Origin of the sequence: Carnobacterium sp. (assembly GCF_045617425.1) — a bacterium.
In the GTDB taxonomy this organism is placed as follows: domain Bacteria; phylum Bacillota; class Bacilli; order Lactobacillales; family Carnobacteriaceae; genus Carnobacterium_B.
In genome coordinates this window covers 429,361-455,810 of sequence record NZ_JAZLIO010000009.1, presented here as the reverse complement: position 1 = coordinate 455,810, position 26,450 = coordinate 429,361, and the positions used below count along the sequence as shown (strand labels likewise).

Sequence of the window (26,450 nt, the reverse complement as noted above, 5' to 3'; positions counted from 1 at the left end):
GGAAGAAAACAATGGACTTTCCAACAGATTTCATGATGGGATCAATTAATAATGTTTCATCTACTGAAAAAAAAAATAATGAACTTGCAACTGAAGATTTTTTACAAATCATGGCAGCGTCGATAAAGATGCCTTCTATGCCAGGTGAGAGTGGAAGCAGTGGTGGCGGCGGAGAAACCGATTATCTTGCTCAATTGGCACAATTCAATACATTGGATCAATTAACAACAGTTTCAGAAACACTAAATATGAATGTCTTGATGACTCAACAGCAACAAGCTTTAAGTCTATTAGGAAAAGAAGTCAAAGTAGCAGGTGCCGAATCAGGTTTTATCAGTGGGAACGTTGATAAGGTTAAATTTGATAAAGGTTACGCGACGATTCAAGTAGCTGGCAAAGATTATGCATTAAATTCTATTTTAGAAGTTGGTGATCAGACTTAATGTCTTTTCGCGTTGAAGGTGCACAAAATCAATCAATAGAAAATAGATCCAACTTAATCAACCAAAAAATTGATCGAACATTCCAGACATTCTTTAAGGAATCGTTGCAGACTCAAGCATCTTCTACAGAAATGAAAATTTCGAACCATGCGCAAAAACGAATGGAAGAACGAGGGATTCAACTAGATCAAACCGATTTAACGACCATCGAAGATGCAGTAGAAGAATTGAATCAAAAAGGGTCAAAAAACTCATTGATCGTCTATAAAGATATGGCATTAATTGCAAGTATCAACAATCGAACCATTATCACAGCTATGAATGCAAATGAAATGGAAACCATCACCAATATTGACAGTGTAAAAAAAATCAACGTATAAATCAGCTGGACTTAAAAGAGGCTGCACCCCATGGAATGACTGAAGTGGGATAATCGAATGGAGGAAAAAAAATGTTAAAATCACTATACTCAGGTGTTACAGGAATGAAAAATATTCAAACAAAAATGGACGTTATCTCAAACAATATTGCTAATGTAAATACAACAGCCTTTAAAACAGGAAGAGTGCGTTTTGAAGATATGTTAAGCCAAACAAATGCATCGGCGCAAACAGGAATCAATGCTCAACAAGTTGGTTTAGGAGTTCAAGTCGGATCAATTGATACCGTTATGTCAGGTGGATCATTGCAATCTACCGGAAGAGCATTAGATTTTGGGATTGAAAACGGGGACAGTTCATTTTTTAATGTAACAGATGGAACCAATACATTTTATACTAGAGACGGAGGATTTTACGCAGATCCTAGTGGTAATTTAGTAACGAGTGGTGGACTGCAAGTACAAGGATACATGTCCACCCCCCCTGCTGTAAATGACGCTAATTTTGATGCAGAAGACTTAGGGACAAACATGGCACCTATAAATATTCCTCAAACTATTCAAGAAGGTGGCAATACATTTGAATTACAAAGCTACAGTGTAGATAGTGATGGATTTATAGTAGGTTCTTACAGCGGTGGAAACTCTAGGGTAATAGGTCGTTTGGGATTAACTTCATTCTCTAATCCGGATGGTCTGCAAAAAAGTGGTGGAAATCTTTACTCAGAATCTGCTAACTCAGGAGTTCCTGTAGATGGAAATCCATCAGATGCAGGATATGGAAGTATTCGTTCTGGGTTCTTGGAAATGTCTAACGTGGACTTAGCGAATGAATTTACTGAGATGATCGTAACCAGCAGATCTTATCAAGCGAACTCCAGAAGTATTACAACTTCGGATACAATGTTAGAAGAACTAATCAACCTGAAAAGATAATTAATTTTTGAGTCTGAGTAAGAAGGATTCTTGATGGTTCAAGAATCCTTCTATCTTGACAAAGAAATCAAAACAGAATGGGGTTTGAGTATGATTGCTTTAACAACTGTTTCAGGAAAAGAATTTTATTTGAATTGCGATTTAATTTATCGAATAGACCGTTCTTTCGACACTATGATTACATTGGTTGATGGTAAAAGCTTACGAGTTACCGAGACAGATGAAGAAATAGTGAAAAAAATCATTCAGTACAGAAGAAAAATAGTTAACGGTTTTTCAGAAGGAGAATTATGAAAAAAAATATTGTACCAATAGTCGGTTTGATTTTAGGCATTGGATTGATCATTTGGTCGATTACTTCTAGTGGGAATATTGCCAGCTTTTTAGATGCACCTTCTCTAGTGATAACGTTGGGTGGTTCATTTAGTGCAATTTTAATTAGTTTTCCATTGAAATCGATTAAAAAATTACCGTCTATTTTGAAAAATCTAATACTTGACCCAAATCCTGATTATGCTAAATTGATTGAAACGTTTGCATCATTGTCTAGAAAAGCAAGAAGTCAAGGGATTTTAGCGATTGAAGAAGATATCGTGGAACAAGATAATGAATTGATGGTAACTGGACTACAAATGGTTGTCGACGGTTTAGAACCAGAAACCGTCCGAGACATTATGGAGATTACAGCAGAAAATATTGAGAAAAGACATAGTATTGGTCAAGATATCTTTTTAAAATGGGGAGAAATGGCACCGGCTTTCGGAATGATTGGTACACTGATTGGTTTAGTAATTATGCTGGGAGAATTAAATGACCCTAGTACAATCGGTGTAGGAATGGCAACTGCCTTGATAACGACTTTTTATGGTAGCTTCTTAGCTAATTTAATATTCATTCCAATCGCAAGCAATTTGCAAATGCAAACGAATGAAGAGATGAAGTTCTGTGAAATGATCATAGAAGGTGTATTATCTTTGCAAGCTGGAGAAAATCCACGTGTAATTGAACAGAAATTAAAAGGCTATATGTCATTTGAAAGTAATGAAGATACGATGAAAGCAGTAGAGAAGCTACAACAAGAGGAACAAAATTATGGCTAGAAGAAGGAAAAAGAAAGAAACTAGCAGTAGCTCTGGTGGAGGAGGTTGGATAACGACCTTTTCAGATTTGATGTCGTTATTGTTGACATTTTTCATTCTTCTCTATTCTATGTCAAGTGTAAGCTTAGAAAAATTTCAAGAAGCATCCAATTCGATTCAGTCAGCCTTTAATGGAGGAGATTCTGTAATTGAAGGAAGTACAGCAACAGATACTGAAACAAAAACAGAACTAGAGACTGAAACAATTGAAGAGACTATTGATCCAGAATTAATTGAAATGTATAACGAAGTTGTGGCTTTTTTAGAAGCAAATGAGATGACTGCTCAAGCAAGTGTTGAATATGATCAAGATGGAATTTATGTCAATATTCAAGAATCTATATTATTTGGAAGTGGAAGTGCCATTATAGCTGATTCAGGTAAAAGCACATTAAATGATTTAGGTGAATTGATTCAGCAGTTTGAAAATGATGTTGTTGTTGAAGGATATACAGATAATGTTCCTATGAATAATTCTTTATTCAGCAGCAACTGGGAACTATCTACAGGTAGAGCCTTGTCGGTTTTACGTTATTTAAGTGAAGAAAGACAGGTTGATCCAACGCGTCTTTCAGCAAAAGGCTATGGGGAATACCATCCCATTGCTCCAAATGATACAGAAGAAAATAAAGAAAAAAATAGAAGAGTAAACATCGTACTTGTTTATGATCGGCAGGGGGAGTAAAGCAGATGGAATCTGAAAAAATTAAAACGACTAAAGGAAAGAAAATATGGATATGGATTGTTATTGTTTTCTTAGCAATAACAATAGGAGGAGTCGTCACTTTTGGTTTTACTTCTGGTAAAGCTCAGGCAATCATTTCAGATTTATCTAAAGAGGAAGTTGTAGAAATAACTGTTCCTTTAGACGAATTTTTGATTAATTTAGATTCTGGTACATCCGTTAAGAAGAATTTTTTAAAAATCGAACTTACACTACACAGTTCAAAAGAGGGAGCTGAGGAAAAGCTGACCGCGAATATCGCTCAAATCAGAGATTCCGTTATCTCAGTTTTACGTAAAAAAACAGAAGATACTGTTTTTAAAGAAGAAGACACTAAATTATTGATCAAAGAAGAATTAATAGAGGCTATTAATTCTAAAATTGATGAAGATCTTGTGGATGATATTTTTATTACGAATATTGTTACCCAATAGAAGAATTGAAGAAGGAGGAGTAAAAGATTGGAACTTGGACTAAGTTATGTGTTAAAAAGTGTTGTGGCTCTAATTGTGATCATACTTGCAGCGAATTACGGATTGAAATACTTAAACACATTTATGACGAAAAGAAATCAAGTGATTAAAGTGATAGAGAGAACCCCAATCAGTAAAAGTTCAGCACTTAGCATTGTAGAAATTGCAGGTACGTATTACTTAATGAGTTTTACAGATACACGCAATGAAATATTAAGAGAACTGACTGCAGAAGAAAAGGAAAAAATTACAGCAAGTATAGATGAACCAACAGTAGTTGACCCGACGAAGTCTAAAAAACAACAATCGGAGAAAAAAGCCATTCACACTTTTAAATCATTGCAGTCTCAGTACCAATCTTTCTATGAAAAGAGGAAATAAAGTTGCAAAAGAAAAAAATTTTAATGTTATCCTTTACCCTCTTTTTAATAAGTATTTTACTCTTTCCGCAAGTCGTAACAGCTGCAGAAATCACGGATGGGTTAAGTGGATTATCGGAAGTTCTGGGCAATGAGACTGGAGAAACCTCTCAAGTTGTTCAACTATTTTTATTAACAACAGCCCTTAGTCTAGCCCCGACATTTTTAGTATTGACAACTTGTTTTACGCGTATCATTGTTGTACTTTCATTTGTCAGGAGTTCGTTAGGGACGCAGCAAAACCCGCCTAACTTGGTGTTAATGGGAATCGCCTTGTTTTTATCTTTGTTTATTATGCAGCCTGTTTATACTGATGTTATGAATGAAGCGATTACCCCTTACATAAATGAAGAAATATCTGGACAAGCCGCATTTGAATCGGCAGAGTTGCCAATAAAAGAGTTTATGTATAAACAAACCAGAGACGAAGATATTCAATTATTTTTAGATATATCTGAAATGGATAAACCAGCAGATATAAATGATCTTTCGTTAACAGTAGCTATCCCAGCTTTTATTATTAGTGAACTACGGACAGCATTCAGTATTGGATTTTTAATTTTCATTCCATTTTTAGTGATTGATATTGTAGTAGCCAGCATATTAATGTCGATGGGGATGTTTATGCTGTCTCCGGTCATGATTTCTTTGCCGTTTAAATTATTATTATTTGTTTTAGTTGATGGATGGTACTTAGTGGTTGAATCGTTAGTCACAGGATTTCAGTAGAGGTGTAAAAATGACAACAGTAAAAGTTTTAGACATTATAAGAGAAGCCTTTATGATTATGATCACCGTAGCTGGTCCGACATTGATCATTGCACTAGTCATAGGGTTGATCATTAGTATCATACAAGCAACAACACAACTTCAGGAACAGACATTAAGTTTTGTGCCTAAAATCTTAGCTGTGATCGTCTCGTTGATCGTTTTTGGGAATTTTATGCTAAACAGTCTAGTCGGATTTACGCAGAAGATTTTTGAAATGATCGCGGAACTTTGAGAGGGTAATCATGACAATACAATTACAAACGATTATCTTAATATTTATACGAATAACTTCTTTTATTGTGCTAAGTCCAGGATTTTCTATTAAAGGTCTGCCAAGTGTGGCTAAAATTGCCTTATCAATGGGCATCACGCTTGCAACTTATTCAGCAGTACCCGTGATGGAACAAGAAGCTGGAACATTTTTTTTCGCTATACTGATTTTAAAAGAACTCCTTCTCGGGATAGCCATTGGATTTATTACAAAACTCTTCTTTTCTGCAGTTGAAATTGCAGGGAATTTTGTGGATTTCCAAGTGGGTTTTTCAATGGGAGCCGTGTACGATCCAAGTATGGGAATAAATGTTTCTTACTATGGGAAAATTTATTACTGGTTGTCTATGTGCGTATTTTATTTGACTAATTTACATCATATCGTCATTAAAAGCTTGGTTCAATCGTTTCAAACGATGCCGATTTCTAGTACAAACATAGGCGATTTTGGTGTTGAAGGAATGATGAAGTTATTAGGAATCATTTTTGAACTGGCATTTAACTTGTCTGCACCAATGGTAATTGTCGCTTTATTGACGGAAGTTATCTTAGGATTGATTTCACGTTCGGTCCCTCAAATCAACGTTTTGATTTTAGGGATGCCTTTAAAAATCGTGGCAAGTTTTGTGATCATGCTGATTTTACTGCCAACGCTATTTGAAAATATTCGCACAACGTTACCATTAATGGTGAAGTACATGAATGAATTTGTTCAGTCGTTGTAAAAAAAGTGTTGTGGTTCCATGACTTTTCCCAAGCAAATCGTTTCATTCCAGAAGAAATTTTGGGTAATCAACTGAACTAATCAACCAATATTAAAAATGATAGAACCTGAAAAATGTGAGGTGAGAACAAATGGCGGAAAAAGATGGAAAAACCGAAAAAGCCAGTCCAAAGAAACTAAGGGACACTAGAAAAAAAGGTGAGATTCCCAAAAGTCCAGATTTAACTTCCGCTGTTACATTTATCGTTTTCATTTTTGCAGCTACTTTTTTAGGAAATTACATATTGAAATACAGTTTACTTTATTTACAGAATTACTTATCGGCAGGATTTACCGTAAATGGATTAGAAAATAATCTAGCAAATATTGGGATGAAATCAATCATTTTTGTTTTAGTTTTAGCTGGACCATTTCTAGCAATTGCCTTTGTAGCAGCATTTGTATCAAGTATTGCCCAGACTGGATTTTTGTTTTCTGCAGAGCCTATTAAATTTAAGTTAAGCAAAATAAATCCTATTAGTGGGTTTAAGAACATGTTCAGTAAAAAAACATTGTTTACGATGATAAAAAACGTTGCTAAATTGGCTCTCGTTTTTTGGATGGCGTATAAAACGCTTGAAACCTCCATCTATTTGATTCTTAATTCAAGCAATGTGGGAACGGAAAAGTTGTTTTTCTTAATGTCCGATCTTGTATTGGAATTGGGAACCCAATTAGGTGTACTGCTGCTTCTATTAGGTTTGATTGATTATATCTATCAAGTTTATGATTACCGGAAAAATTTAAAAATGTCTAAACAAGAGTTGAAAGATGAATACAAGGAATCTGAAGGTGATCCACAAATTAAATCTCAAAGGAGACAACGATACCGTCAGTTGTCAAAAGGAGCATTGCAAGATGTGGAAACTGCAACAGCTATTATAACGAATCCAACACATTTAGCTATTGCCATTCGGTATGAAAAAGGGAAAGATGAAGTACCAATTATTGTGGCTAAAGGAGCAGATTATCAAGCTGCCAAAATTAGAGAACGGGCTAAGGATTTTGATATTCCGATTATTGAAAATAAACCAGTCGCTAGAGCGATGTATAAAACGGTTGAGATTGGACAGCCAGTTCCCGTTGATCTTTACCAAGCCATTGCTGAAATATTAGCACTGGTTTATCAAATGGAAGAACTAAACAAACACAAGATTTAATGCTTTTTAAGATAAGGAGTTCAAAAACATGTCTACTGCTTTTTGGGGAAAAATTGAAAAACTAACCAGTTCAATGGATGTTATTGTTGCATTTTTTGTAATGATGATTTTAGGAATGATTATTATTCCATTACCAGCTGGATTACTCGATTTTATGCTGATCATCAATATAGCATTGTCGATTACGATACTACTGCTGACTCTGTTCACAAAAAATGTGTTAGAATTCTCAACTTTTCCGACACTATTATTGATTACAACCATGTTTCGTTTAGCATTGAACATCTCTTCTACAAGGCTAATTTTAACTGAAGGAGAAGCAGGAGCCGTAATTGAAACCTTTGCTAACGTTGTAACAGGAAGTAATTTCATTGTTGGAGCGGTAATCTTTATTATTATCGTTATTATCCAAATGATGGTTGTCACCAACGGAGCAAGTCGTGTTTCTGAAGTTTCTGCACGATTTACTTTAGATGCAATGCCAGGTAAACAAATGGCGATTGATGCAGATTTGAACTCTGGACTGATCAATGAAGATACAGCTAAAAAAAGACGTTCAGACCTTGAAAGAGAAACACAGTTTTTCGGAGCAATGGATGGAGCGAGTAAATTCGTAAAAGGGGATGCTATCGCTGGGTTGATCATCACCGTCATTAACCTAATTGGCGGAATAGCTATTCATTCCTTACAAAATGATATGGAGATTATGGAAGCTTTGACTACCTTTGGTCAATTGACCATTGGGGATGGACTGGTCAGCCAGATTCCTTCACTATTGATTTCAGTAGCATCCGGAATCTTAGTGACTCGTTCTGGAAGCATCAAAGGTTTTGGTAGTTCCATTGGAGAAGAATTATTCCATTCACCAAAAGTAATGATGATGCTATCCTCTATATTACTTTTATTCGCGATTATGCCAGGTTTTCCAACTATCCCATTTTTAGTATTGGGATTAGTAGCTGGAGTAGCTGGATACTTATTGATGGAAAATGAAAAATCACAGAAATCAAATCAACAAGCCAAAGAGATCCGAGCGAAAGCAGCACAACGTACGAGCCAAGAAAAGAGTCCGGATGAATCAGTAGCTTCCTTTCAAGTGGATCCGATTTCGATTGAAATTGGTTACGGCTTGATTCCCATTGCGGATGAAAATCAAGACAATAACTTGATGAGTCATATTACAACCATTCGTAAACAAAGTGCTCATGAATTAGGCATCTTATTGAGTCCCATTCGAATCAGAGATAATTTGCAACTGAAAGCCAATGATTATGTTATCAAAATCAAAGGAAATGTCGTAGCTCGTGGAGAATTGTACTTAGATAAATACATGATCGTAGATCCTGGTGAAACAGAGTTTGACTTTGATGGCATTCCAACTAAAGAACCCGCTTTTGGTTTGGACGCTATGTGGGTAAATGAAGGCGACCGCGAAACAGCTGACTTACGAGGGTATACAGTTGTAGATCCGATAACGGTTTTAGTGACTCATTTGAAAGAGACCATTTTCAAGTCTAGTTATGAACTATTAGGCAGACAAGAAGTAAAACAATTGCTCGAAGGAATCAAAGATAAGTATGGCGTAGTCATTGATGAACTGATCCCCGACATTCTTCGTTTAGGTGAAGTTCAAAAAGTCTTGCAAAACTTATTGAAAGAAAGCATTCCAATCAATGACCTAGTCACTATATTAGAAACTTTAGCGGATTATGGAAACACGACCAAAGACATTGAAATGCTGACTGAATATGTACGTCAAGCCCTGAAACGGACAGTGGTCAAACCTTACTTAGATGAACAAAATGTTCTTCAAGTAGTTACCATAATGCCTGATACAGAAGAATTGATCACACGAAGCATTCAAAAGTCTTCTGCTGGTTCCATTCCAATCTTGCAACCAGAAACGGTTACAAGGATTTTTGATAGTATCACATCCATTCATAACCAATTATCAGCTAGAGGGATACCACATGTTTTATTGGCTTCACCAAAAGTAAGGCCAGCTATGAAAAATCTGATTTCATATAATTTTCCTGATTTAACAGTTGTATCATTAAACGAGGTACCAAATGACATTCCGATTGAAACAGTTGGCATGATCGAAGGATAAATGCAAATAGAGAGGTAAGCAGAGTGAAGGAAGAACGAGAATGAGATAGATTGTTTTCGTTCCAACTCATTCCGTTTTCTAAGGTGGAGGGGTATAAATGTATTATGAAAATGATAGGGAAAAGGAAATCATTAAATACCTTCCCCTAGTAGAAAAAATTGTTAATCGAATTGATGTTAAGCGAAGTGAATATGACCGAGACGATTTATATAATATTGGGGTTATTGGTCTGATGGATGCACTGGAAAAATTCGATAAATCGAAAAAAGTTCCTTTTGAGGGATATGCGTATATTAGAATAAAAGGCTCGATCATTGATGAAATCAGAAAAACGGCTCCTGTATCTCGAACCAGAATGGGAAAGTTGAACGACTATTACCGTGCGAAAGAAAAGCTGGAAGCAACACTCATGCGTACACCTACTGAAAAAGAAATTTGCGAAGAATTAAAGATCGATGAAAAGGCTTTAACAAAAATTCACGAAACAGTACATAATCTTGCATCTGTATCACTAGAAAAAGTGATGTTTAGTGATGACGGAAATTCCACTGAGTTGATTGATTTCTTAGAAGATAAGCATGAGACGGGCTCTGAAGATACCTTACTCGACAAAGAACGTCAGCAGCTGCTAACAAAGAATGTCAGCAAATTGGATAAGAGAGAACAAACCATTTTAAACTTGTATTATGTTGAAGAGTTGTCACTGAAAGAAATTGCGTATATCTTTGATATTTCGGTTCCTAGGGTTTCACAAATACACGGCAAAATGATTTTGAAATTAAAAGAATCGATGAGGAGAGAATACGATGATTAGAAGTTTAACCACACTCAATAATAATTTTAATATTTTGCAAAAGAAACAAGAAAATATTAGTGCAAATGTAGCCAACATCAATACCTCCGGTTACAAATCGCAAGAAATCATTCAAAGTACACGCGCATCAGAAATGATGTCCAACCATTTAGATGGCCCGTTCTTAAATCAACAGCAAGATATCGGCGGATTTACCTTTGGCAATCAGATTGATGAAATCGCTCAAAATTTTAGTCAAGGTGGTTTAAAAGCTACGGCTTCTCCAACCGACATAGCGATTCAAGGAGACGGCTTTTTTACAGTAGAAGCGCCAAATGGTGGAAATTACTATACACGTAACGGAAACTTTGCTGTTAATGATACTGGAGAACTAGTCACTCAAGAGGGCTACCGTGTTCTTGGAACAACGGCAGGTGGACAGTCTGCTCCAATTCAAGTTAATGGAACAGAGTTTTCAATTGACAACAGAGGCAATATCTCAGGAACCGGAATGAGTTTGATGGTCACTGAATTTGAGAATACAGCTGGATTAACCAGAGCTGGAGACACAATGTTCACTGGACAAGGTGGAACGGTACAAATGGATGAAACAGTTATGCAACAGAATTATCTAGAAACATCTAATGTACAAACAGTCGATGAAATCACGAACTTAATGCAAGTTTCAAGAGAATTTGAAGCCAATCAAAAAGCCCTCAGTGCTGCGGATGAAACGTTAAGAAAAGCGGTAAATGAAGTTGGGAAAGTCTAGGAGGAAATGAAATTGAGTATACCTTTAAGCATCAGTAAAAGCGGCATGAATGCAATCCAAAATCAAATGGATGCTGTATCAAATGACATTGCAAATATTAATACCACTGGATACAAATCTAAAAACATCAGTTTTAATGAGTTGCTGTTGAATGATATGAATGGTGAAGCAGATTACCTATCGGATACGGTTCAAAATGCTGGAATCAATAGAGGATCAAAAAGTGGTGTAACGTCTACGAATTTTGCCCAAGGATCTCTGATTTCTGATTCGAATGATTATCACTTAGCGATTGCTGGTGAAGGTTTCTTTGGAGTTATTGGAGAAAATGGTGAACGATATTTGACACGTGATGGAGCTTTTCAAGTAAACGGAGATAAATCAATCACAAATGGTAATGGTGATACTTTGGAAATACAGACGGTTATTCCGAAAAATCAATGGCCTGAGGGTGACGTCTCCATTGCTGTAAACGGCGAAGTAACGATTCATTCAGAGAATGGAAGTACATTAGTAGGAACCATTCCGTTATTCTACCCAACTCAAACAAATGAACTGGAACCTATTGGAGAGAACAAATACAGTTACAATGGTGCTTTTGGGACAGGTGAAGGTTCCATTCAACAAAATTATTTAGAAGCATCAAATGTTGACTTAGCCTCTTCTATTACTGAAATGATGTTGGCACAGCGTTCGTACTCCTTAAATCTTAAAGTCGCTCAGGGAACAGATGAAATGGCTTCTGTGATCAACCAGTTTAAACAATAGACTTGGTGAAACAACAGTCTGAGATGATAACTTTGGCACATGCACTATCGGATTTGGTTTGACGCATTGATAATGACGTCAGGGAAGAATTTGAGGTAAATCAGGTGATAAAACATGATTAGAATGAAAAATGTCGTAAAAAATTACTCTAAAGGTGTAAAAGCTCTTAGAGGAGTTAATCTTACCATTGAAGATGGAGAATTTGTTTACATGGTAGGAGCAAGCGGCTCTGGAAAATCAACATTAGCAAAATTATTGTATAGAGAAGAAAAAGCGACTAAAGGTCAAATAGAAGTCTGTGGACAACTATTATCTAAAATCAAAGAAAAAGATATTGCTAAACTTAGACGACAGATTGGTGTTGTTTTTCAAGATTTTAAATTATTGTTAGATCGCACCGTTTTTGAAAATATCGCCTATGCATTGGAAGTCATTGGAACTGAACCGGATGAAATTGAACCATTAGTGATGCAGGCATTACGTTATGTTGAACTAGCAGATAAGGCGAATGATAAACCAACAGAACTCTCTGGTGGAGAACAACAGCGAGTATCGATTGCACGAGCAATCGTCAATTCGCCCAAATTAATTATTGCAGATGAACCAACAGGCAATTTAGATCCTAAAACTGCTTTAGAGATTATGCGTTTATTTTACCGAATCAATCAAAAAGGAACAACGATTTTAATGGTTACACATAATCGCAGAATAGTAGATAAATTCCGTAATCGCGTAATAGAGATTGAAGAAGGAAAAATCGTTTGGGATGAAAAGAAAGATGAAGACGTAATCCAATATGATAGTTCATTAGGCGAATATGTGGCTGTTTAAAGTAACAAGGTAGTTTAATAAGAGAGAGGTTCAAAAAAAAAAAAGATGCTAAAGGCATCTTTTTTTTTTTTGAAAATTAATTGAAAAGAAACTATATTATTCGTTAAGTATTCTTGGAAAATACCGATATAGTAAAAGATAAAGAAATACGTAAAAGGATTTTTCAAGAATAGGGGAAATTTTAACAATGAGAGGACGTATGACCAAGTGCAAAATAGTATAAAAGAGAAAATGAGTAAAATGAAAAAAATAGATTTCAGAAGTCTTGACTTGAGTAAATTCAAGAAAATACTTGACTTTAAAAGCTTAAAAGCTAAAATTTTGTTGCCGTTTGTGGTGGTGATAGGTTTGGTAATTATTATGGCTACAATAACAATAGTTAATATTATAAATACAAATAGTAATACAAAAGAAATGGTGGATGAAGAACTAACGTTATTGATTGCTGATGATCAATTGAGTTTAAGCATCTCACAAAGAATAGCAGCAGCACGAGGGTACATATTGTTTGGCGATACCATGTATAAAAATTTATTTGATCAATATACGGAAAAAAGTAAAGAGTATCAAGAACAACTTTTAACTCTGTCTGGATCAGAAGAAGTACAAAAAGTTATTAATAAAACAAGCGATTGGGAAGACCAAGTAATAACGGATGTTTTTGGAAGATATGATAAAGGAGATGTTACGGGAGCAACTAGTTATCTTCATTCTTCTGTAGAACCTTATTCTAATGCTCTAATACAGGATTATGAAAAACTTACAACTTCACGAGTAGCATCTATCAATGATAAAGCAGACTCTGTAATGCAATTAGGAAAACAGTCTTTAATTTTAACTGTTATCATTAGTTTGTTAGTAGTTTTATTCGGAATTTCTATTGCTTTATTAACTTCTAATTCTATTACTAAACCAATAAAAAAAGTGATGGAACGTATGAATATTATTGCTTATGGTGATCTAACTTCTGAACCTCTAGAAGTAACATCAGAAGATGAAACTGGTCAATTGGCTATAGCGATCAATCAAATGCAAGTTATGGAAAAAGAAGTGATGGAAGGCATGAAAATGGCATCTGAAATGTTAACGAATCACAGCAATGACCTTACACAGTCTGCTAATGAAGTGAAATCAGGTTCTGAACAAGTAGCCACGACTATGCAAGAATTAGCAACTGGATCTGAAGCACAAGCAACAACAGCAAGCAACTTGGCTGTTGTGATGGATAACTTTACTAAAAAAGTGCAAACGACCAATAAGAGCGGTGAGAAAATCAAAGATTCTTCTATTGGCGTTTTATCTATGACTAATGAAGGCAAACAGTACATGGAAGATACGAGTCGCCAAATGGCTAAGATCGATGAAATCGTTTTGGACGCGGTATTTAAAATGGCCACTTTAGATAATCAAACAAAAGAAATCAATAATTTAGTTGTCATCATCCAAAAAATTGCTGATCAAACCAATTTGTTAGCTTTAAATGCAGCTATTGAGGCAGCACGTGCTGGCGAACATGGAAGAGGATTTGCAGTTGTGGCGGATGAAGTACGAAAATTAGCTGAACAAGTAGCCGTTTCAATCGCAGATATCACTGGATTTGTTGGGAAAATACAAAATGAGTCTAAGAGAGTAATCGATTCTTTACAAACAGGCTATACCGAGGTTGAAGAAGGAACCAGTCAAATTAAAAAGACTGGTGAAACCTTTAATAAAATCAATAATTCTGTTACTAAAATGGTAGAAGGTATTAAAGATATTTCTACTAACTTAGAAAGTATTCAAGCAAACAGTGAACTTATGAATAGTTCAATCGAAGAGATCGCATCTGTTTCAGAAGAGTCTGCTGCTGGAATCGAAGAAACATCAGCTGCCTCACAAGAAATCACTAGTTCAATGGAGGAAGTTGCTGGAAATTCAGAACAATTGGCTGATTTGGCAAAAGGTTTGGCGGATATGGTGGATGAATTTAAACTCTAAACTAGTGAGAAATAATAGATAATAAAAAGAGAGGCCGGAAAAATTTTCCAGCCTCGTTATATGAATCGGCAAATAGTTGCTTGAAGGAATAGGAACTATAGGGTTGCCTGTTAGTAAAGGCATAGCGTTAAAGGAAGAATTCTTTAAGAATAAAACAGGGAGTTAGGGGTTAAGAGTTCCGCATAAGGGAGCAGTTCTAAATCAACTAACAAATAAGAGGGAGCAAAAAAAATGAAAAAGAGGTTTCAGTTTAAAAGTATTCGGGCAAAGATTTTAGCAGGTTTTGGAGTTACGATCGTATTAATGCTTGTATTAAGCATTTACACAATCAACTCAATAAACAAAACAAATGATTCAGTAAAAATGATATTGGAACAAAAGATGGAGCTGTTAATTGTTAACGAAAAATTATCAACGAATATGAACAAACGAACTAGTTTGATGAGAGGGTTCATGTTATATGAGGATGAATCATATAGACAAGAATTTGAAAATGAAACAGACATAAGTATTGCACTAGAAAATCAAGCATTAGAATTAAGTGAATCTGAAAAATTAAATGAGTTGATCAGTAAAAAAATCGAGTGGGGCATGCTGACTGATGAGGCTCTTGCAGCCTATGATAATGAGGATATGGAAAGTGTCCGTGAAATTATGGTAGGACAAGCACAACCAATTGAGAAAGAACTAGTTGCAGGATTTTCTGAATTAGCTGAAGAACGCGAACAAGAAATTAACACTATTGGTCAAGAAGTTATTGAAAACGGGGAACGTGTATCAATAATAGGTGTTATTATAATGATGCTGGTTGCTGTTTTATCAGTAGTTGTAGCTTATTTGACCTCTAATAACATTGTAAAACCGCTTAATGTAGTGATGCAAAGAATGCAGAGTATATCTGCAGGAGATCTTAGTTCAGAGCCCTTAGAAATAACTGAAAAAGATGAAACAGGCAAATTAAGTATCTCTATGAATAAAATGCAAAAAACGGTTAAAAGTGTTATGAAGGGCATTGCAAAAGCTTCAGAAGATTTAAGCAGTCATAGTGAAGAACTAAATCAATCAGCAAGTGAAGTGAAATCAGGGTCTGAACAAGTAGCCATAACGATGCAAGAGTTGGCTACAGGATCAGAAACACAAGCAACAACTGCCAGTAATTTAGCTGTTGTCATGGAAAACTTCACGAAAAAAGTACAAAGTACAAATAAAAATGGTGAAAAAATCAAAGATTCATCAATGGGTGTTTTATCTATGACAACTGAAGGAAAGCAATATATGGAAGATACTAGCCGTCAAATGGCTAAAATTGATGAAATCGTTCAAGACGCAGTAGCAAAAATGGCTACTTTAGATAATCAAACTCAAGAGATTAATAATTTAGTCGTGATCATCCAAAAAATTGCCGATCAAACTAATTTACTAGCTTTAAATGCAGCTATTGAAGCAGCAAGAGCTGGTGAACATGGTAGAGGATTTGCTGTCGTTGCAGATGAAGTCCGTAAACTAGCTGAACAAGTAGCCGTTTCAATCGCAGATATTACTGGATTTGTTGAAAAGATACAAACGGAGTCGAAACGAGTAAGTGATTCGTTGCAAACGGGTTATGTTGAAGTAGAAGAAGGAACAAGTCAAATTGCTAAGACTGGTCAAACGTTTAATCAAATCAATGCTTCTGTTACTATTATGGTAGATGGAATCAAAGGGATCTCTGATAACTTAGAAAGCATAAAAGTTAACAGTGAGATCATGAATAGCTCTATTGAAGAAATTGCATCCGTTTCAGAAGAATCGGCTGCTGGAGTTGAGCAGACATCTGCAGCTTCACAACAAATTACGAGTTCTATGGAGGAAGTTGCAGGAAGTTCAGAACAACTTGCCAACCTTGCTGAAAACTTAACTGAAATGGTTAGTCACTTTAAACTTTAAAAATTTTTGATCTCATTTTTCCACGGAAGAGTGAGATCTTTTTAATGTCTTACTTAGACGTGAAATGAACTTTCATGGATAAGTGAAGTTCATTTTAGGTGTCACTCATCCATGAAGAGTCGTTTCATAGACGAGTAAAGAGATTTTTAGGTTCCACTCTTCCATGAAAGGGCAGTTGATGGAAGAGTGGAACTTTCAGTAAGCGAAAAATAAGTGGTCCAAAAAAATATTCTTATTCTGATGGAGAGACCATCAAAATAAGAATTTTTTTTATAGAGTAGAAATAAGTTCTTTGAACCGCTGTCTAAATTCTCTGCGATTTTCATCTGTGAATGGTTTTGGGCCTTTTGTTCGTTTGCCACTTTTTCGAACCATGGCACTTAAATAGCGAGATTGCAGCAATTGGTCAATGTTTTCTGATGTGTACATATATCCTGTATGATGAAGAACAATACACCCTTTTCCTAATCCTAATGAAGCTAATCCGTAATCTTGTGTGATAAGGATATCGCCTTTTTCAATTAGTTTTATGATCCGATAATCTGCAGCTTCAGCTCCGGTATCAACATATACGGTATTTACTCCTACAGGTTGCTCTTTGGTTGAGAAATGCGAAATACTTGTCACCAGTGTGACAGGAATGTTCTTTGCTAAGGCTTCTTCGATAATAATATTTTTTACTGGACAGGCATCTGCATCGATATAAATCTGCAAGATTTCACCGACTTTCTACTTATTTTTATTCTCTTAGTATATCAGTTTCTAGCGTATATGTTTAGGATTACTTTAGAATACTGTATGATGGAGGTAAAGAGGAAATGGAGCTGAATAATATGACCAATAACCTTTATACATTTGAACTTTCAACAGAAAAAAAACAATCGTTTATAAACATTGATGAATATTTGCAACAAGCTTTATCTAGAAGTGGGATAAAGAATGGACTAATGTTAGTTTTTTGCCCACATACGACAGCAGCGATTACTATTAATGAAAATGCAGATCCAGATGTTAAAACGGATCTGAGTTTAGGTTTGAATCAGACGTTTCCCAATAAAGAAGAGTATATACATATGGAAGGAAACTCAGATGGGCATATGAAATCATCCGTTCTAGGGGCAAGTGAAACCTTAATAATCTCTAAGGGACGTTTGATTTTAGGGACATGGCAAAGTCTTTATTTTTGTGAATTTGACGGACCTAGGGAGCGAAATTTCATGGTAAAAATCATTGAAGGATAGAAAGAAAAAAAATTTGGAATAGATGAAAAGTATTGTAATTTAAAATTAAATAGCGTACAATTTAATTGTGCGCAACTTATTTAGGAGGAACATGAATGGAAGGAAACGATTTTTTACTAGAAGAACAATTATGTTTTTCTACTTATTCTTTATCGAAACAGTTTACGAAACTTTATCGTCCGGTATTAGAACCCTTTTCTCTTACGTATACTCAATATGTCACATTGCTTGTATTATGGGAAGAATCTGGCCTGAGTGTTCAATCATTAGGAACAAAACTTGGACTGGATAGTGGAACTTTAACACCGATGCTAAAGCGAATGGAAGCGAATGGATTTATTACTCGAAATCGTCATCCGGAAGACGAAAGAAGAGTAATTATTGCGACTACTTCAAAAGCTGATAATTTAAAGGATGAGTTATTAGAAAAAGTTTCTGCCTGCCTGTCCCTATTAAATTTGGAAGAAAAAGATTATTTTGACCTATTAACAAAAATCAATCAATTAACAGAAATTTTAGGAGGAATAAATAATGGCTGAATCAAAAGTATTGTATCAAACGACAGCAATCAACACGGGGGGACGTAACGGAGAAAGCCGTTTACCCGATGGTTCTTTTTCTATAAAAGTATCGACTCCAAAACAAATGGGCGGACCAGGACAAGGTAGCAACCCAGAACAATTATTTGCTTTAGGTTATAGTGCGTGTTTCAATTCAGCACTTGAAATAATGATCAAACAAGCTAAAATTGAAGCTAAATCAGAAGTAACAGCTGATGTTTCTTTAAATTCAGATCCGACAGACAACGGTGTTAAATTATCTGTAGTACTGACAGTTGCTATTGAAGGACAAAGCATAGAAACAACTCAAGAATTAGCAGAAAAAGCACATGCATTCTGTCCATATTCTAAAGCTGTTCAAAACAACATTGATGTTGATATAAAAGCGATAGAATACAAATAAAATTGTAGCAAACTAAAAACTAATCTGAAAAAAGTGAGATGTAAGAATCCCTTTTGTTCAGATTAGTTTTTTTGTTTTTATGTAAAGTTTTTTTGAAATAAAGGAACTAGTTTTTTTTCTAAATCATCAGTAGATTGCTCAAGAATAATATCAGACAAACAAGCACACAATAGTTGAGCTTCTTGTTCCGTATTTAAAATAATCAAACAAGTATCAAAACTAGCAATTGTACCAGCAATGGCCGGTATCTTTAATTCATCAATCAGAGAAGCAATAATTCTTGGATGAGTAGGACGAACAAAAAGGATAACAAAAAAACCAATACATTTTATGCTTACTGCGTAGTTATGTAACGCTTTTTCAAGTCTATAGTACAGACTCTTTTCGAGAAAAGTGTCATGGAAAAATGTATATTTTGTTGTTCGGTCTAATTGTGTTACTTTGATTAAATTTAATTCTTTTATATCTCTAGAAAGAGTTGCTTGAGTAGTTTGGATATTTTCTTTTTGCAAGTGATTCATTAATTCTTGTTGTGTAGCAATACTGTGATTGAGAATAAGTTTTTTTATCGTAAATAAGCGATCTTTTTTCTTCATATTTCTCCACCTTTTAAAAAAAAGTTAGTTAATAAAAAATGTATAAAGAACATTCATATACAGTATAAAGATTCGTTACATAGTGAATATTCTATAAAAAGAATATATATGAAAAATGAGAAAAATAATGTGATGAAATCGACATTTTAAGTGTGAACTTTAAACTTTCATAAAAAAAAGGTAAACGTTATTATAGATGTGTAATCAATAAGAAGCATCAAGAAGGGAAGGTTAAATGCAATGACAACACCCATTCATGTAATGTCTGAGATTGGAAGATTAAAGACGGTATTATTGAAAAGACCAGGAAAAGAAGTAGAAAATTTGACCCCTGAAATTATGGAGCGCTTGTTATTTGACGATATTCCTCATTTACCAGTTATTCAAAAAGAGCACGATGCCTTTGCTCAAGCATTGATTGACCGCGGAGTTGAAGTACTGTATTTGGAAAAACTAACAGCAGAAGCAATCGATGCTGGTAAGATGAAAGAAAAATTTCTTGATAGAATTCTAGATGAATCAAATATTGAAACGGATGGTGTTAAAGAAGGATTAAGGAAATATCTTCTAAGTTTTGACACACAAGAAATGGTAGATGCTATCATGGCAGGTATTAGGAAGAAAGATGTCAGTATTGAAAGCCATCATTTAGCAGACGTATCAAGTGAAGAAGTTTATCCATTCTTTATGGATCCAATGCCAAATCTTTATTTTACTCGAGATCCAGCTGCGGCAATTGGAAATGGACTAACAATTAATCATATGGCTTTTGAAGCTCGTAATAGAGAGTCGCTGTTTATTGAAGCAATCATGAAATATCACCCAAGATTTGCTGACCAAGATGTAGAAGTATGGCGAGATCGTAATCATACATCTCGAATTGAAGGCGGAGATGAACTTGTCTTAAACGATAAAGTAATTGCAATCGGTATCTCTCAACGAACTTCAGCTAAAGCCATTGAACAACTAGCAATCGAATTGTTTGACCGCAACTCCAATTTTGAAAAAGTATTGGCAATAAAAATTCCCAATGTTCGTGCTATGATGCATTTGGATACAGTGTTTACAATGGTTGATTATGATAAATTTACTATCCATCCTGGCATACAAAAAAATAATGGTGAAGTAGACACTTATATTTTAGAAAAAGGTGACGAACCTGGAATAGTGAAGATGACCCAGCGTTCAGACTTACAAGAAGTTTTACGTGAAGCACTTGGTGTACCAAAATTGACACTGATTCCATGCGGTGGCGGAGATGCGATTGCTGCACCTCGTGAACAATGGAATGATGGCTCTAACACATTAGCTATCGCTCCTGGAGTAGTGGTCACATATGATCGCAACTATGTTTCGAATGCCTTGTTAAGAAGCCACGGAGTTGAAGTGATCGAGATTGCCTCCAGTGAGTTGTCTAGAGGTCGTGGCGGTCCACGTTGTATGAGTATGCCTTTGATTCGTGAAGATTTACCAAAACAATAAGAACTGTTTTAAAATCAGATTTAAGTATATGGAGGAATAAGTAATGACAAAACAAGTATTCCAAGGACGTAGTTTGTTAGCTGAAAAAGATTTTACAAAAGAAGAATTGATGTATTTAATCGACCTATCTGCACATTTAAAAGATTTAAAAAAAAGAGGTATTCCACATCACTATTTAGAAGGGAAAAATATCGCTTTGTTGTTTGAAAAAGCTTCTACTCGTACGCGTGCTGCGTTTACTACAGCAGCTATTGATTTAGGTGCACATCCTGAGTACCTTGGGAAAAATGATATTCAATTAGGTAAAAAAGAATCTGTTGAAGATACAGCACGAGTACTCGGAAGTATGTTCGATGGAATTGAATTTCGTGGATTCAAACAAAGTACTGTAGAACAATTAGCAGAATTTTCAGGTGTTCCCGTATGGAATGGGTTAACGGATGAATGGCATCCAACGCAAATGATCGCAGACTTTTTGACGGTTAAAGAAAACTTCGGACACCTTGAAGGGCTTACGTTAGCCTATGTTGGAGATGGCCGTAATAATGTAGCAAACAGCTTGCTAGTCACAGGTGCAATTTTAGGAGTAAACATTCGAATCGTCTCACCTGAATCATTATTCCCAGAAAAAGAATTAGTTGATATGGCTCAATCTTTTGCGAAACAATCTGGTAGCAAATTGATAATCACAAAAGATGTTGCAGAAGGTGTTAAAGGCGCAGATGTGTTATATACCGATGTCTGGGTATCTATGGGAGAAGAAGATAAGTTTGCAGAACGGATCGAGTTATTGACTCCTTATCAGTTAAATATGGAGATGGTTCGTGCAACTGGAAAAGATGACATGATTATTTTACACTGTCTACCAGCCTTTCATGATACCAATACCGACTATGGAAGAGACGTAAAAGCAAAACACCATATTGATGCGATGGAAATTACGGATGAAGCATTCAGAAGCAAACATGCACGTCAATTTGAGCAAGCTGAAAACCGGATGCACTCTATCAAAGCTATTATGGCTGCGACACTAGGAAATTTATTCATTCCTAAAGTCTAAGTCACAAAATAAATTGTATGAAACCACAAGTATGAGAAATAATCGTTCTCATACTTGTATTCATACGTTCAAACGAATACCACACTTTAGTTTAGGCTACACAGTAAAGTCATTAAAACTGAGGAGGAAGAATCGTGGAAGATAAAAAAGTAGGTCTAATTCCTTTAATTGCCCTAGTTGTAGGCTCAATTATTGGTGGCGGAATTTTTAATTTAATGTCTGATATGGCTGTAGAAGCTTCTGTAGGTCCAGTAATTATTGGTTGGATTATAGCCGGCATAGGAATGGGATTCTTGGCATTTTGTTTTCAAAATTTATCTGCTAAGCGTCCTGACTTGGATGCTGGGATTTATAGTTACGCTAAAGAAGGATTCGGAAAATATATGGGATTCAATTCAGCATGGGGTTATTGGTTGTCAGCATTTTTAGGAAATGTTGCTTATGGAACACTACTATTCAGCTCAATTGGGTATTTTTTCCCTATTTTTGGAGACGGTCAGAATTTAGCTTCTGTTATCGGAGCATCTGTCATGCTTTGGTTGGTTCACGCACTTATATTAAAAGGAGTCGAAACGGCTTCTTTTATCAATACAATCGTCACAGCAGCAAAATTGATTCCGCTAGCCATCTTTTTTGTAGCTATGTTTGTAGCCTTTAAATTAGATGTTTTTACAGCTGACTTTTGGGGAACAATCTCCGGAAATTTTTCATTTAAAGAAGTAATGGACCAAGTTCAAGGTACGATGTTAGTTACGGTATGGGTATTTATTGGAATTGAGGGAGCAGTGGTCTTCTCTGGTCGAGCTAAGCACAAATCTGATGTTGGTAAAGCGACGATTATCGGTTTAGTCACCGTGATTGCTATTTATCTACTAACCACGATTTTATCAATGGCTGTTTTAACTAGACCAGAATTAGCTGACTTGCCTCAACCTGCAATGGCTTATTTGTTAGAAAGTGTTGTTGGTAAATGGGGTGCAGTGTTGATCAATATTGGTGTGATCATTTCTGTATCAGGCGCTTGGCTTGCTTGGACTATGTTTGCAGCTGAATTGCCATTTCAAGCAGCAAAACAAGGTGCGTTCCCTAAATTTTTTATTAAAGAAAATAAAAATGGAGCACCCGTTAATTCATTATTATTTACAAATGTACTGATCCAATTGTTCTTATTTACTTTTTTAATCAGTTCAAGAGCTTACAATTTCGCTTTTTCATTGGCTTCATCAGCCATTTTAATTCCATATGCATTTACAGCATTTTATCAGTTAAAACTGTCATTGATGGAAACAAGTGACACAAAACGTCGTAACCAAAATATTTTTATTGGAATAGTAGCGAGTATTTATGCTATTTGGTTGATTTATGCAGGTGGAGTGGATTATTTACTGCTAACCATGTTGTTGTACGCACCAGGAATCATTATTTACGCTTGGGTACAAAAAGAAAATAAAGAAAAAATATTTACTAAGAGTGAATGGATTGCAGCAGCGATCATTGTGCTTCTCTTTATACTAGCTGTTATACAGATTGCAAATGGTTCAATTGATATTAGTAATATGTAGAGGAGTGTAATAATGATGACAAAAAGAAAAATCGTGGTTGCTTTAGGTGGAAATGCAATATTATCAAATGATGCAAGTGCTCAAGCACAACAACAAGCACTTGATGAAACAGCAGAATATTTGGTGAAATTTATTGAGAATGGTGATGACTTGGTTATTTCACATGGTAACGGGCCACAGGTAGGAAATTTATTATTGCAACAGATTGCAGGAGATACACCTAATAATCCAGCTATGCCGCTAGATACCTGTGTAGCTATGACTCAAGGAAGTATTGGGTATTGGATGCAAAATGCACTTGGACGAGCTTTAGAGAAACGAAATATAGATAAACAAGTGGTCTCATTGATTACTCAAGTAATTGTTGATGAAGCAGACCCTGCTTTTGAGCAGCCAAGTAAACCAGTTGGTCCTTTCCTGTCGAAAGAAGAAGCTGAAGCAGAAATGGAACAATCTCAAGCTGTTTTTAAAGAAGACTCTGGAAGAGGTTGGCGAAAAGTCGTTCCTTCACCAAAACCAATCAGCATTAAAGAGCATTGTGTGATCAATCAATTAGTAGAAAATGGAATCATTCCAATAACGGTTGGTGGAGGCGGTATTCCAGTCGTAAAAAGAAATAATGAGCTAAGAGGAATTGAAGCTGTAATCGATAAGGATTTTGCCTCTCAAAAGTTAGCAGAGTTGATACAAGCGGACTTACTGGTAGTGTTGACGGGCGTCAATAATATCTATATCAATTACAATCAACCCAATCAAAAACAACTTAATAAAGTAACGGTTACAGAAATGAAAGGCTATATTGCTGAGCATCAATTTGCTGCAGGAAGTATGTTGCCTAAAGTAGAGGCTGCAATTGCGTTTGTAGAAAATTCAAAGAATGGAAAAGCAATTGTTACCTCTTTAGAAAATATTGAATACGTTTTATCAGAAGGTGCGGGAACAATTATTATAAAGTGATGTAAGCGTTATTTAAAAAATGCATAATAAAGTAAAAAAAGCCTTTAATCTGAAGGCTTTTTTTACTTTTGTGTTATACTTATATTGTGAATAAATTATCTATGGGCAAGTGTTTAAAGATGAAAAGTATGAATAGGAGTGTTTTGATGTCAACCATTCAAAAAAAGTTAATCAACTTATATGAACTAAGATACAAGCCTATTTTTTCAGAATTTACCGATCCCGAATTTAATCTTCTTCGAAAAAATATGTATCTGCGAAAGTATAAAAAGGGACAAGTTCTATTTGACGAAGGAGACATTCGTGAAAAAATATTTTATTTAGTCGATGGATTGGTTAGACTTGAAAAATATGACGAAAGTGCTTTTTACACGTACACAGACTATGTGAAAAAGGAAACATTATTCCCGTATGGTGGAATGTTTTCCGATGAGGTTTATCATTACTCTGCTTATGCTGTGACAGATATAGAGCTGTATTATATTCCCACAACTCTTTTTGAGAGTATAATAGAAAAAAATCTTAAACAAATGATTTTCTTCTATCATAAATTATCTAAAATTCTTAAAAGTCATGAAGAAAGATTACAATATTTAGTCGTATCGAATGCTACAAATCGTATCATTAAAACATTAAATTATTTAATGAAAGAGTTGGGAGATTATACCAATCCAACAATGGTCAATATACCTTATCCAATTACGATCAATGAAATAGCGAATATGAGCGGATGCTCAAGAGAAACGGTAGGAAACACGATTAAAAAGCTAAAAGAAACAAAAAAGCTAGAATATGAACACAAGCTTTTTGTATTTAAAGACTTGGTTTATTTTAACTCCTATACAGAATAAATTAGTAATATACTAGCGGTGACTTAAAAATCAAATAAGCTAGTAGTTATAAAGCTCTTAAAGAAGGAAACATCTTCGAAGAGCTTTTTTTATTAGGATTGATTTAACGGATGTAAAGATTAATTCCTCGTCTAGTACTCTTAAAAATTCTGTGGTAATATGGTGGTTAAGAAAACCTTTTCTAAAGTTATTATGGAGATTCATTAGGAGGAAAAAGTATGATGTATGGTGCAATTGAAGCAGGCGGAACAAAGTTTGTTTGTGCAATAAGCGATGAACAATTAGAGATAAAAGAACGTATAAGTATTCCTACCACTACACCAGAAGAAACCCTTAAACAAGTTTTTGACTTTTTTGATCAGTACACATTAACTTCTATTGGAATTGGATCTTTTGGGCCAATTGATGTTAATGAAAAATCAGCTACATATGGATATGTAACATCAACTCCAAAAACCGCATGGAAGAATTTTGACTTCTTAGGAGCAGTTAAACAGAGATATGATATTCCAGTTGCTTGGACGACAGATGTAAATGCAGCCGCTTACGGAGAACTTAAAAAAGGAAGCGCTCAAGGAACGGAAAGCTGCCTTTACCTAACTGTTGGTACCGGAATCGGTGGTGGAGCTGTAGTTGATGGGAAAGTACTAAGCGGTTTTGGGCATCCAGAAATGGGACATCTTTTAGTCAGCATGCACCCTGATGATTATTTTGAAGGCGTTTGTCCTTATCATGGAAATTGTTTAGAAGGTGTTGCTGCAGGCCCAGCTATTGAAAAACGCTATGGGAAAAAAGGACATGAGTTAGCAGAAGATAAAAAAGTTTGGGAGATAGAAGCATTCTATTTAGCACAAGCTTTAGTGAATTATACCTTGATTCTTAGCCCTGAAAAAATTATTTTAGGCGGAGGGGTTATGAAACAAACTCAATTGCTCGCTATGATTAAAGAACAATTTACTCAGTTGATGGCTGGTTATGTTGCGACTCCTTCTTTAGATGAGTACATTGTAACTCCAGAACTTGAAGACAATGCAGGAATAACGGGTTGCTTGTTGATGGCTATTGAAGCAAATTTATGAGCAAA

At 35.3% G+C, this 26,450-nt stretch carries 30 protein-coding genes; 28 read left to right on the top strand and 2 right to left on the bottom strand.

The genetic code is table 11. The annotated features are described in order from the left end of the window. Window positions 1–11 precede the first annotated feature (11 nt). The 19 genes from ACKI3H_RS05450 to ACKI3H_RS05360 all read left to right on the top strand — a co-directional run bounded on the left by ACKI3H_RS05450 (window position 12) and on the right by ACKI3H_RS05360 (window position 16,654). Window positions 12–443 carry a flagellar hook assembly protein gene (locus tag ACKI3H_RS05450; protein ID WP_407371259.1) on the top strand — a complete coding sequence of 144 codons (432 nt, stop codon included), beginning with the start codon at window positions 12–14 and terminating at the stop codon, window positions 441–443. Next, a complete protein-coding gene (locus ACKI3H_RS05445; RefSeq protein WP_407371258.1) occupies window positions 443–823 on the top strand; it encodes a TIGR02530 family flagellar biosynthesis protein in 381 nt (126 codons plus the stop codon). Before ACKI3H_RS05450 ends, ACKI3H_RS05445 begins: the two co-directional genes overlap by 1 nt. 71 nt (window positions 824–894) lie before the next feature. Beyond that, entirely contained in the window at window positions 895–1,758 is an 864-nt protein-coding gene (locus ACKI3H_RS05440) for a flagellar hook-basal body complex protein (protein WP_407371257.1), read from the top strand. A gap of 33 nt (window positions 1,759–1,791) precedes the next feature. Next, a complete protein-coding gene (locus ACKI3H_RS05435; RefSeq protein WP_407371256.1) occupies window positions 1,792–2,052 on the top strand; it encodes a flagellar FlbD family protein in 261 nt (86 codons plus the stop codon). After that, window positions 2,049–2,858 carry a motility protein A gene (locus ACKI3H_RS05430; RefSeq protein WP_407371255.1) on the top strand — a complete coding sequence of 270 codons (810 nt, stop codon included), beginning with the start codon at window positions 2,049–2,051 and terminating at the stop codon, window positions 2,856–2,858. The genes ACKI3H_RS05435 and ACKI3H_RS05430 overlap by 4 nt, the downstream gene beginning before the upstream one ends. Further along, window positions 2,851–3,582, top strand: coding sequence for a flagellar motor protein MotB (locus ACKI3H_RS05425; protein ID WP_407371254.1), 732 nt, complete (start codon window positions 2,851–2,853; stop codon window positions 3,580–3,582). The genes ACKI3H_RS05430 and ACKI3H_RS05425 overlap by 8 nt, the downstream gene beginning before the upstream one ends. A gap of 5 nt (window positions 3,583–3,587) precedes the next feature. Beyond that, window positions 3,588–4,055: a flagellar basal body-associated protein FliL gene (gene fliL, locus ACKI3H_RS05420; RefSeq protein ID WP_407371253.1), complete on the top strand. Its 468-nt coding sequence runs from the start codon at window positions 3,588–3,590 to the stop codon at window positions 4,053–4,055. Between the two features lie 27 nt (window positions 4,056–4,082). Further along, complete coding sequence (locus tag ACKI3H_RS05415; RefSeq protein WP_407371252.1) at window positions 4,083–4,475, top strand: flagellar biosynthetic protein FliO; 393 nt, start codon at window positions 4,083–4,085, stop codon at window positions 4,473–4,475. Then, on the top strand, window positions 4,472–5,242 hold the full coding sequence (gene fliP, locus ACKI3H_RS05410; protein WP_407371386.1) for a flagellar type III secretion system pore protein FliP: 771 nt from the start codon (window positions 4,472–4,474) through the stop codon (window positions 5,240–5,242). The genes ACKI3H_RS05415 and fliP overlap by 4 nt, the downstream gene beginning before the upstream one ends. A 10-nt stretch (window positions 5,243–5,252) precedes the next feature. Further along, window positions 5,253–5,516 (top strand): flagellar biosynthesis protein FliQ, encoded by a 264-nt coding sequence (gene fliQ / locus ACKI3H_RS05405; protein WP_407371251.1) that lies wholly within the window; start codon window positions 5,253–5,255, stop codon window positions 5,514–5,516. Window positions 5,517–5,526: 10 nt separating this feature from the next. Next, complete coding sequence (gene fliR / locus ACKI3H_RS05400; protein WP_407371250.1) at window positions 5,527–6,279, top strand: flagellar biosynthetic protein FliR; 753 nt, start codon at window positions 5,527–5,529, stop codon at window positions 6,277–6,279. Between the two features lie 130 nt (window positions 6,280–6,409). Then, window positions 6,410–7,477, top strand: coding sequence for a flagellar biosynthesis protein FlhB (gene flhB, locus ACKI3H_RS05395; RefSeq protein WP_407371249.1), 1,068 nt, complete (start codon window positions 6,410–6,412; stop codon window positions 7,475–7,477). Window positions 7,478–7,505: 28 nt separating this feature from the next. Then, window positions 7,506–9,587 carry a flagellar biosynthesis protein FlhA gene (flhA, locus tag ACKI3H_RS05390; RefSeq protein ID WP_407371248.1) on the top strand — a complete coding sequence of 694 codons (2,082 nt, stop codon included), beginning with the start codon at window positions 7,506–7,508 and terminating at the stop codon, window positions 9,585–9,587. A 97-nt stretch (window positions 9,588–9,684) separates the two neighbouring features. Continuing rightward, complete coding sequence (locus ACKI3H_RS05385; RefSeq protein ID WP_407371247.1) at window positions 9,685–10,401, top strand: sigma-70 family RNA polymerase sigma factor; 717 nt, start codon at window positions 9,685–9,687, stop codon at window positions 10,399–10,401. Next, the gene (locus ACKI3H_RS05380; RefSeq protein ID WP_407371246.1) at window positions 10,394–11,152 is read left to right on the top strand and encodes a flagellar hook-basal body protein; all 759 of its coding nucleotides are present in this window, start codon (window positions 10,394–10,396) and stop codon (window positions 11,150–11,152) included. Before ACKI3H_RS05385 ends, ACKI3H_RS05380 begins: the two co-directional genes overlap by 8 nt. A 12-nt stretch (window positions 11,153–11,164) precedes the next feature. Further along, window positions 11,165–11,920, top strand: a complete 756-nt coding sequence (locus ACKI3H_RS05375) for a flagellar hook-basal body protein (protein WP_407371245.1) — start codon at window positions 11,165–11,167, stop codon at window positions 11,918–11,920. Window positions 11,921–12,034: 114 nt separating this feature from the next. Continuing rightward, the gene (ftsE, locus tag ACKI3H_RS05370) at window positions 12,035–12,751 is read left to right on the top strand and encodes a cell division ATP-binding protein FtsE (protein WP_407371244.1); all 717 of its coding nucleotides are present in this window, start codon (window positions 12,035–12,037) and stop codon (window positions 12,749–12,751) included. Window positions 12,752–13,090: 339 nt separating this feature from the next. Next, window positions 13,091–14,728 (top strand): methyl-accepting chemotaxis protein, encoded by a 1,638-nt coding sequence (locus tag ACKI3H_RS05365; protein ID WP_407371385.1) that lies wholly within the window; start codon window positions 13,091–13,093, stop codon window positions 14,726–14,728. A gap of 231 nt (window positions 14,729–14,959) precedes the next feature. Continuing rightward, window positions 14,960–16,654, top strand: coding sequence for a methyl-accepting chemotaxis protein (locus ACKI3H_RS05360; RefSeq protein WP_407371243.1), 1,695 nt, complete (start codon window positions 14,960–14,962; stop codon window positions 16,652–16,654). Window positions 16,655–16,924: 270 nt separating this feature from the next. Here the strand turns inward: ACKI3H_RS05360 and ACKI3H_RS05355 are convergent, their stop codons facing one another. After that, window positions 16,925–17,368 (bottom strand): YaiI/YqxD family protein, encoded by a 444-nt coding sequence (locus ACKI3H_RS05355; protein ID WP_407371242.1) that lies wholly within the window; start codon window positions 17,366–17,368, stop codon window positions 16,925–16,927. A gap of 104 nt (window positions 17,369–17,472) precedes the next feature. Between ACKI3H_RS05355 and ACKI3H_RS05350 the strand changes: the two genes are divergently transcribed. From ACKI3H_RS05350 to ACKI3H_RS05340, 3 genes are all read left to right on the top strand, one after another. Beyond that, window positions 17,473–17,895, top strand: coding sequence for a secondary thiamine-phosphate synthase enzyme YjbQ (locus tag ACKI3H_RS05350; RefSeq protein ID WP_407371241.1), 423 nt, complete (start codon window positions 17,473–17,475; stop codon window positions 17,893–17,895). A 95-nt stretch (window positions 17,896–17,990) separates the two neighbouring features. After that, the gene (locus ACKI3H_RS05345; RefSeq protein ID WP_407371240.1) at window positions 17,991–18,434 is read left to right on the top strand and encodes a MarR family winged helix-turn-helix transcriptional regulator; all 444 of its coding nucleotides are present in this window, start codon (window positions 17,991–17,993) and stop codon (window positions 18,432–18,434) included. Continuing rightward, window positions 18,427–18,858, top strand: coding sequence for an organic hydroperoxide resistance protein (locus tag ACKI3H_RS05340; protein ID WP_407371239.1), 432 nt, complete (start codon window positions 18,427–18,429; stop codon window positions 18,856–18,858). The genes ACKI3H_RS05345 and ACKI3H_RS05340 overlap by 8 nt, the downstream gene beginning before the upstream one ends. Before the next feature lie 77 nt (window positions 18,859–18,935). Here ACKI3H_RS05340 and ACKI3H_RS05335 read toward each other — a convergent pair whose 3' ends face one another. Then, window positions 18,936–19,454 carry an arginine repressor gene (locus tag ACKI3H_RS05335; protein ID WP_407371238.1) on the bottom strand — a complete coding sequence of 173 codons (519 nt, stop codon included), beginning with the start codon at window positions 19,452–19,454 and terminating at the stop codon, window positions 18,936–18,938. 240 nt (window positions 19,455–19,694) lie between these two features. On the opposite strand from ACKI3H_RS05335, the gene arcA reads away from it, so the two are divergent. The 6 genes from arcA (at window position 19,695) to ACKI3H_RS05305 (ending at window position 26,445) form a co-directional block, all read left to right on the top strand. Beyond that, window positions 19,695–20,936 carry an arginine deiminase gene (arcA, locus tag ACKI3H_RS05330; protein ID WP_407371237.1) on the top strand — a complete coding sequence of 414 codons (1,242 nt, stop codon included), beginning with the start codon at window positions 19,695–19,697 and terminating at the stop codon, window positions 20,934–20,936. Between the two features lie 43 nt (window positions 20,937–20,979). Continuing rightward, window positions 20,980–21,996, top strand: coding sequence for an ornithine carbamoyltransferase (gene argF / locus ACKI3H_RS05325; RefSeq protein ID WP_407371236.1), 1,017 nt, complete (start codon window positions 20,980–20,982; stop codon window positions 21,994–21,996). A 134-nt stretch (window positions 21,997–22,130) separates the two neighbouring features. Next, complete coding sequence (gene arcD / locus ACKI3H_RS05320; protein WP_407371235.1) at window positions 22,131–23,558, top strand: arginine-ornithine antiporter; 1,428 nt, start codon at window positions 22,131–22,133, stop codon at window positions 23,556–23,558. Window positions 23,559–23,573: 15 nt separating this feature from the next. Next, the gene (arcC, locus tag ACKI3H_RS05315; RefSeq protein ID WP_407371234.1) at window positions 23,574–24,515 is read left to right on the top strand and encodes a carbamate kinase; all 942 of its coding nucleotides are present in this window, start codon (window positions 23,574–23,576) and stop codon (window positions 24,513–24,515) included. A gap of 146 nt (window positions 24,516–24,661) precedes the next feature. Then, window positions 24,662–25,366, top strand: coding sequence for a Crp/Fnr family transcriptional regulator (locus tag ACKI3H_RS05310; RefSeq protein WP_407371233.1), 705 nt, complete (start codon window positions 24,662–24,664; stop codon window positions 25,364–25,366). A gap of 218 nt (window positions 25,367–25,584) precedes the next feature. Next, a complete protein-coding gene (locus ACKI3H_RS05305; protein WP_407371232.1) occupies window positions 25,585–26,445 on the top strand; it encodes an ROK family protein in 861 nt (286 codons plus the stop codon). Window positions 26,446–26,450: the final 5 nt, after the last annotated feature.